Origin of the sequence: Nocardia yamanashiensis NBRC 100130, from assembly GCF_001613325.1 — a bacterium.
Classification (GTDB): Bacteria; Actinomycetota; Actinomycetes; order Mycobacteriales; family Mycobacteriaceae; genus Nocardia; species Nocardia yamanashiensis.
Genome location: NZ_BDCD01000048.1, coordinates 45,365 through 52,926, shown reverse-complemented (window position 1 = coordinate 52,926; position 7,562 = coordinate 45,365). Strand labels below are relative to the sequence as shown.

The 7,562-nt window shown below is 65.8% G+C and carries 3 protein-coding genes; all 3 read right to left on the bottom strand.

The features are described 5' to 3' along the window. Window positions 1-4,493: type I polyketide synthase (locus NY1_RS38950; protein ID WP_157762767.1), on the bottom strand; the 4,493-nt coding region annotated here is incomplete at its 3' end. 96 nt (window positions 4,494-4,589) lie between these two features. Next, window positions 4,590-5,807, bottom strand: coding sequence for a cytochrome P450 (locus tag NY1_RS38945; RefSeq protein WP_067722599.1), 1,218 nt, complete (start codon window positions 5,805-5,807; stop codon window positions 4,590-4,592). A gap of 178 nt (window positions 5,808-5,985) precedes the next feature. Next, window positions 5,986-7,503: a DHA2 family efflux MFS transporter permease subunit gene (locus NY1_RS38940; protein ID WP_067722597.1), complete on the bottom strand. Its 1,518-nt coding sequence runs from the start codon at window positions 7,501-7,503 to the stop codon at window positions 5,986-5,988. Window positions 7,504-7,562: the final 59 nt, after the last annotated feature.

Genomic DNA, 7,562 nt, shown 5'->3' with positions numbered 1-7,562 from the left:
CCATCGGACAACCGGGCTACACCCGCCACCACACTGTTCGCCGAGACGACCTCCCCGGACCCGAGCGATTCGAGGCCCGCGAGCATTTCCTCGTGCTGTGTTCCGAGTACGACTGCTTGGTGTTCGAACCGCGAGCGTTGCGCCAGGGCGACCGCCGTGTCAGCGATCGGAATGTCATGCACCGCTAGGTGGTCGAGTAGTCTGCGTGCCTGGAAGGTAAGGGATGCAGCGGATTTCGCGGACAATATCCAGGGCAGCGGCGCGGTAGCGGGAGGGCGCGGGGCTTCGACAATTCCAGCCTCGGCACTTCCGGCTTTCGCGGGTGCTTCTTCGAGGATGACGTGGGCATTGGTACCCGAGATACCGAACGACGACACCGCCGCCCGCCGCGGACGACCAGTACGCGGCCACTCCCGCGCCTCGGTCAGCAACTCCACCCGACCCGCAGACCAATCCACATGCGGGGTCGGCTCATTCACATGAAGCGTCGCGGGCATCCGCCCGAAACGCATCGCCTGCACCATCTTGATCACACCCGCCACACCCGCCGCGGCTTGCGCATGGCCGATATTCGATTTGATCGAACCCAACCACAGCGGCTCAGTGTGCTGTCGCCGGCCGTAGGTGGCCAGCAGCGCTTGGGCTTCGATGGGATCACCCAGTTTGGTCCCGGTGCCGTGTGCTTCGACCAGGTCGATCTCATCAACACTCAGCCCGGCATTGGCCAGGGCCTGCCGGATCACTCGTTGCTGGGAGGGGCCGTTCGGCGCGGTCAAACCATTGGAGGCACCATCCTGATTCACCGCCGAACCGGCTACCAACGCCAACACCCGATGACCCAATTCTTGTGCCCGGGACAACCGTTCGACCACCAGCACGCCGACACCCTCGGCCCACCCGGTGCCGTCAGCGGTAGCGGAGAACGAACGACAGCGGCCGTCCGCCGAAAGACCCTGCTGCCGAGAGAATTCCACGAACATCTCGGGAGTGGTCATCACCGTGGCACCCCCGACGAGGGCCAATTCGCACTCGCCCGACCGTACCGCTTGACCAGCCAGGTGCAAGGCCACCAGCGACGATGAACACGCGGTGTCCACGGTCACGGCCGGACCTTCCAGGCCCAAAGTGTAGGAAACACGACCGGACGCCACACTCGCGGCGGCGGACGGAAGCCCGTTGGCCGTGATGTCACCGGCCATCGAGCCGCCGTAGGACATGAGGCCGGTGTAGACGCCGGTCCCGCTGCCCCGCAGTGAAAGCGGGTCGATTCCGGCGTCCTCCAGCGCTTCCCACGATACTTCCAGCAGCAATCGCTGCTGCGGGTCCATCCCCAGCGCTTCCCTCGGGCTGATGCCGAAGAAGTCCGGATCGAAGTCTCCCGCAGCGCTCAGAAATCCACCCCGGCGGGTGTACGACTTGCCCTCCACGCCCGGCTCGGGGTCGTACCAGCGGCCCGCATCCCATCCCCGGTCCACCGGGAACTCGCCGATTCCGTCGATGCCCCCGTCGACCAGCCTCCACAGGCTCGCCGGGCCGTCCACCCCACCCGGATAACGACATGCCATGCCGACGATCGCCAACGGCTCGTCGGAACTCACCGCCACCCGCCGTGTCGGCCGCGTCGCGTGATCTGGTTCGGTGTTCAGCTCGGACACCAGAAATCGAGCCAGTGCTCCGGGAGTCGGATGGTCGAAGATCAGGCTCGCCGGCAGTCGCAGACCGGTCGCGGTGGCGAGCGCGTTGCGGAACCGGACCGCTCCGAGCGAATCGAACCCGAGAGCCTTGAACGACCTGTCCGATGGCACGGCCTCACCGGCCGGATATTCGAGCAGCGCGGCGGTGTGCTCGCGTACCAGCTCGAACAAGGTGGCGTACCGTTGATCGTCGTTCTCCCCGGAGAATCGGATCCGAGGCTCGGGATGCGCGTGGACCGGCTGCTCCGACATAGCGTCGAACCAGAATCGCCGACGCTGGAACGGGTACGGCGGCAGCGATATCCGGCGGCCGCCGTGGCCCGCGGTGACGGCTGGCCAATCCACCGGCCCACCCGCGACGAACAGTTCCGCCAGCCCCGCGATCAGCGCGGCCGGCCCGCCGGACTCACGGTGCGCGGTGGCCATCACCCGGCTGTGCTCGGGATCGACGCTCTGCGCGATCATCGCCGCCAGCGTCGTGTCCGGGCCGACTTCCAGGAACCGCGTCACCCCGGCCGCGGCCAAGGTGGCCACGCCGTCGGAGAACAGCACCGGGCGGCGTACGTGCTCCACCCAATAGCCGGGCTGGGCGTACTCTGCCCCGGCATGCTGCCCGGTCATCGTCGACACCACCGGGATCCGGGGTGGCGACACCGTGAGGTCCGCGATCTCCGCCGCGAAGTCCGCCAACATGGGTTCCATCAACGCGGAGTGGAATGCGTGCGAGACCCGCAATCGCGTTGTCTTGCGCCCCTTTTCCGAGAAGGCCGACGCTACCGAGTCCACCGCGCCGGCAGCCCCTGAGATCACCACCGATGCCGGTCCGTTCACCGCGGCCAGACTGAGTTCGGGTGAGAGGTATTCACCAACCTCGACCGCGTCGGCTTCGATCGCAGCCATGGCGCCGCCCGGCGGCAGTGCCTGCATCGAGCGCCCCCGCGCCACGACCAGCCGCGCCGCGTCCGGCAGCGACAGCATCCCCGCCGCGTAGGCCGCCGCGATCTCCCCCACGGAATGTCCGGCCACAGCGTCCACGCGCACGCCCCACGACACCAGCAGGCCGAACAGCGCCACCTCGATCGCGAAGAGCGCGGGTTGCGCGTAGCAGGTCGAATCGAGCAGCTCGGAGTCGCCTCCCCACATCACTTCGCGCAGTGGGCGATCCAGCCATCGATCGAGTTCGGCGACGACTTCGTCCAACGTCGCAGCGAAGCCGGGGAACGTGACGGCCAGTTCCTGCCCCATGCCGAGTCGCTGCGCGCCCTGGCCGGCGAAAACCAGTGCTGTGCCGCCGGGGATCGTTGCTCCGGTGATCACACCCGGCCGCGGCTGCCCGTCGCGAACCGCCGCCAGACAGGACACTATGTCCGCGTCCTCGGTGCCGAATACGACAGCGCGGTGATCGAAAACACTGCGCGCAGCCAGGGACGCGGCGATATCCGCGCAGGAGGCGCCGGTCGCTGCCACGAAGGCGCCGAGCCGCTCGGCTTGGGCCGCCAACGCCGCGTGGGTCTTCCCCGAGAACACCCACGGCAGGGGCGCCCCGCGTGAGATCACCGGTGCCGCAGCTCGTTCGGTGAGCGGGGGAGCTTCGGCGAGAATGACGTGAGCGTTCGTGCCGCCCATGCCGAACGCGCTGACTCCCGCGAGGCGGCCACACGGCTGCTCCTGCCACAGCGACAGGCTGTCGACTACCCGCAATCGATCCATCGGCAGTCCCAGTGCGGCTGACTCGTAGTTCAAGCTCGCCGGAATCGTCTGATTACGCAGTGCCAGAGCAACCTTGAGCAGTCCGACGATTCCGGCTGCCGCTTCGAGATGCCCCAGGTTCGTTTTCACCGAACCGACCAGCAGCGGCGTCTCGGACGTCCGTCGCGCACCGTACGCCGCGGCCAGGGCGGTGGCTTCGATGCGATCGCCGACCACCGTTCCGGTGCCGTGCAATTCGACGTACTGAATATCTCCGGGGTCGACCGCGGCGTTCTGGCACGCCTGGCGGATCACCGCTTCCTGCGCGGCGGCGCTCGGCACCGCGACCGACTCGGTCGCACCGTCGTTGTTCACCGCCGAGCCACGGATGATCGCGAAGATCTCGTCCTCGTCGGCAAGGGCCCGCGCCAGTGGTTTGAGGGCGATCAGCGCACCGCCCTCGCCTCGTACTGTGCCGTTGGCCCGGCTGTCGAAGGCGTATACCTTGCCGTCGGGCGAGACCGCGCCGAACTCGGACATGACGGTGGCCCCGAACGTGTCGAGGTTGAGTTGCACACCGCCGGCGACAGCCAGTTCCGATTCCCCGCGGCGCAGGCTCTCGCACGCCAGGTGGACCGCGACCAGGGACGACGACTGGCCCGTATCGATCGACAGGCTCGGCCCGTGCCAGTCCATGAAGCGCGAGATCCGATTTGCGACAAGACTTCTGCCCAGTCCCGTCTTGGTGAACCGATTGGGCGTGCCGGCCTCGCGCGTGAGTCCTGCGTAGTCGTCCGCCATCACGCCGATGAACACGCCGACGCCGGTTCCGCACAGCTCGTCGGCCGAAAGCCTGCCGCTCTCGCAGACCTCCCAGCCCAGCTCCAGCGCGAGTCGTTGCTGCGGATCCATTCGCCCGGCTTCGGCCGGGGAAATATCGAAGAACTCGGCGTCGAAGGCGGCCGCGTCCAATGCCTTCGCCCGGGTCCGCCCTTCGTGCAACAGGTTCCAGAACGTCCGGTGATCGTCCGCGCCGGGGACCCGGCATGCGATACCGACGATCGCGATGTCGCGGATCGCCTCCGCGCCATGGGGATTGGACTGCATCATGCTCCGAACTCCTTCCCGCCGCAGCGGGCGCACAACGAACCGACCCGCGGCTTGGGGAGATCGCGGGCAAAAAGAACCTCTAATGGCGTCCGGGGGTCAGACGGAGATCGGCAGAAACTCCGGACCACGCAGATTGATGCGGCCGTTCCACCGAACGTCGCCGTCGGCGGCGAGTTTCGGGAATCGGTTCACCAGGCCGCCGATCGCCGCTCTCGCCTCCATTCGTGCGAGCGCCGATCCCAGGCAGAAACGCGAACCCGCACCGAACGACAGGTGCGCGCGCGCATTCTCACGATTCACGATCACGGTGTCCGCTGTTGCGCCCCAGAATGTTTCGTCGCGATTCGCCGAACCGATGCTCAACAATACGAAAGAACCGGGGGCAAGCTCTACGTCACCGACTCGATACGGCTCCAGCGTGATTCGACGCAAAAACTGTGTCGGCGTGTCGAATCGCATCAATTCGTCGACCGCGTTGTCGATCAGATCGCTATCGCGCCGCAGCAGCTCCAGTTGGTCCGGATGCCGCAGCAGCGCATGCACGCCATTCGCGATCATATTGACCGTATTGTGGTATCCCGCCAAATAGATGAGCTCCACCTGCGCCACCAATTCGGCATCGCTGAGCACATCGCCTTCGTCCTCGGCGACGATGAGCTCCGACATCAGGTCGTCGGCGGGATGCTTCCGCTTCCACGCGACAACCGCCGCGATGATCTCGGCCAGCTCGGTGTCCGCAGCGACGATCTCACACATGGCGTCCGGAGTCACCCCCGGCTCGAACGAGCGCGCCAGCACTCCGGAGAGCTCCCGGACGCGGTCGTTATCGGTCTCGGGCATACCGAGTAGCTCGGAGATCACCTCGAATGGGAGCGGGAAGGCCAAGTCGGCCACTACGTCCCCCCGGCCGGCACGGCCGATCGCATCGAGCTTCCCCTCAACCAGTGACCGGATCTTGGACTCCAGGCCGGCCACGGCCCTGGGCGTGAACGCCTTCGTCACGAGCTTCCGCAGTCTGGTGTGATCCGGCGCGTCGCGATCGAGCATCGACAGTCCGCCCAGGCGCGGGGTCATGACCTCGCCGTACAACTGCTCGGTCATCTGCCGATAACGCCCCGGCCCGAGATTGTTCAAATCCACGGAAGCATTCGAGCGCAAAAGAGCTTGCACATCCGAATAGCGTGAGAGAAACCAGAATCCGAGTGCGTGTTCATAGGCTGGAACTGCCGTACGCAGAGCGGCGTATTGCGGATACGGATCATCCGTGAATCCAGGCGCGAAAGGGTTGAAAGAAACTTCGGATACATCGGTCACGGCGACACTCCTAGCGAAGAACCGTGTTGTTCTAGACCGTCACGTTACCGCCGGAATCCTGTTGTGCACCAGACCAATTGAATGGCTTCGTTACGCGCTGCACGAAATGCGATCCCAGCACGAAAAAATGTGGCGCCACTCGAAAGAGTGACGCCACAGGGCATTCGAGCCGAAATTGTCAAGCATTGCTTTCAGCGGCCGGCCGACGGGCCAGTAGCACAGCCGGAACAAGTGCGAGGACGATCAATCCAAGCCCGACGAGATAGGTGTGCCCGAATGCCTCACCTGCTTGCCGCATGCCCGATTCCACTTGATCCGGACGCAGTGCCGGTCCCGGTGCCAGGCCCTGCGACAACCTGGCGGCGATGACCGCCGTGGCAAGTTCGTGCTGCTGGATCAGCTTGGTCAGGGTTATCGAAATCGTGGCGGTTCCGATGGAACCGGCGACCTGATTGACGATATTCATCAACGTCGATCCGCGGGCCGTCTGCTCGTGCGACAGCGTCTTCAACGCAGCACCCATGGTGGGCATCATCGTGCAGCCGAGGCCGGCTCCCATCACGAGTTGCCCGGCGATGATCTGCGCGTACGGCGTGTCCCAGCCGATCTGAGTGAACGAGGCCATGGCGATCGCGAGCAGCACGATGCCGGCCACGATGATCCGGCCCGCGCCGATTCGGTCCGCCAGCTTCCCAGCCACCGGCATCGCCAGCATCGCCCCGATGCCCTGCGGGATCAGCAGGACACCGGTGCGCAGGGTCGATTCCCCACGCAGTTGCAGGTAGTAGGTGGGCATCAGCAGTGTGCAACCGAAGAATGCCGCGCCGAACAACAGCATGATCAGCGCCGCCAGCAACAGCTGCCGATTCCGGAACAGGCTCAGGTCGATCAGGGGGTGCGTCGCCCTGATCGCATGCACGACGAACCCGATCAGGAGCAGGGCCCCGATCCCGATCGGAACCAGTACCCGCGCCGAAACCACCGTCCCCGCTTGGGGAATCGACGAGAAGCCGAACAGCAGCAGACCCAGGCCCGGCGAAGCGAGCACCATTCCCAGGAAGTCGAAGGGCTCCCGCGTGGAGGCCCCGTCCCGGGGCAGCACGACCGCACCGGCGAGGATGGCCAGCAGGCCGACCGGGACGTTGATGAGGAAGATCCAGTGCCAGCTCGCCGAGCCGATCAGCCATCCGCCCAGGATCGGACCGCAGATGGGGCCCAGCAGCATCGGTATCCCGAGAATGGCCATTACCCGGCCGATCCGGTCCGGGCCGGCCGCCCGCGTCAGGATCGTCATGCCCAGCGGCATGATCATGCCGCCGCCGAAGCCCTGTACGACGCGAAAAGCGATGAGCGACTCGATATTCCAGGCGAGACTGCACAGCACCGAGCCGAGGATGAACAGCGACAGCGCGAACAGGTAGAGCCGTCGCGCACCGAAGCGATCGGCCGCCCAGCCCGCCAGCGGGATGACCGCGGCCAGCGCGAGCGTATAGCCGGTCATCGTCCACGCCGCGATCGCGTAGGACGTATCGAACTCCCGCTGGAAGGTCGACAACGCGACATTCACGACCGTCATGTCGAGGATGGCCATGATCGTGCCGAGAACGAGAACCAGCGCGATCTTCAGGACGTTCGCATCCAGCCCCCGCTCGGGGGCGCTGGATGTCTCTTTGTTCAGCTCAACTGGTGAGGACACCGCGACAGTCTCCCATCGGAGGCTCAAACTGACTAGCGCACATATGTTTTCGTTCCACG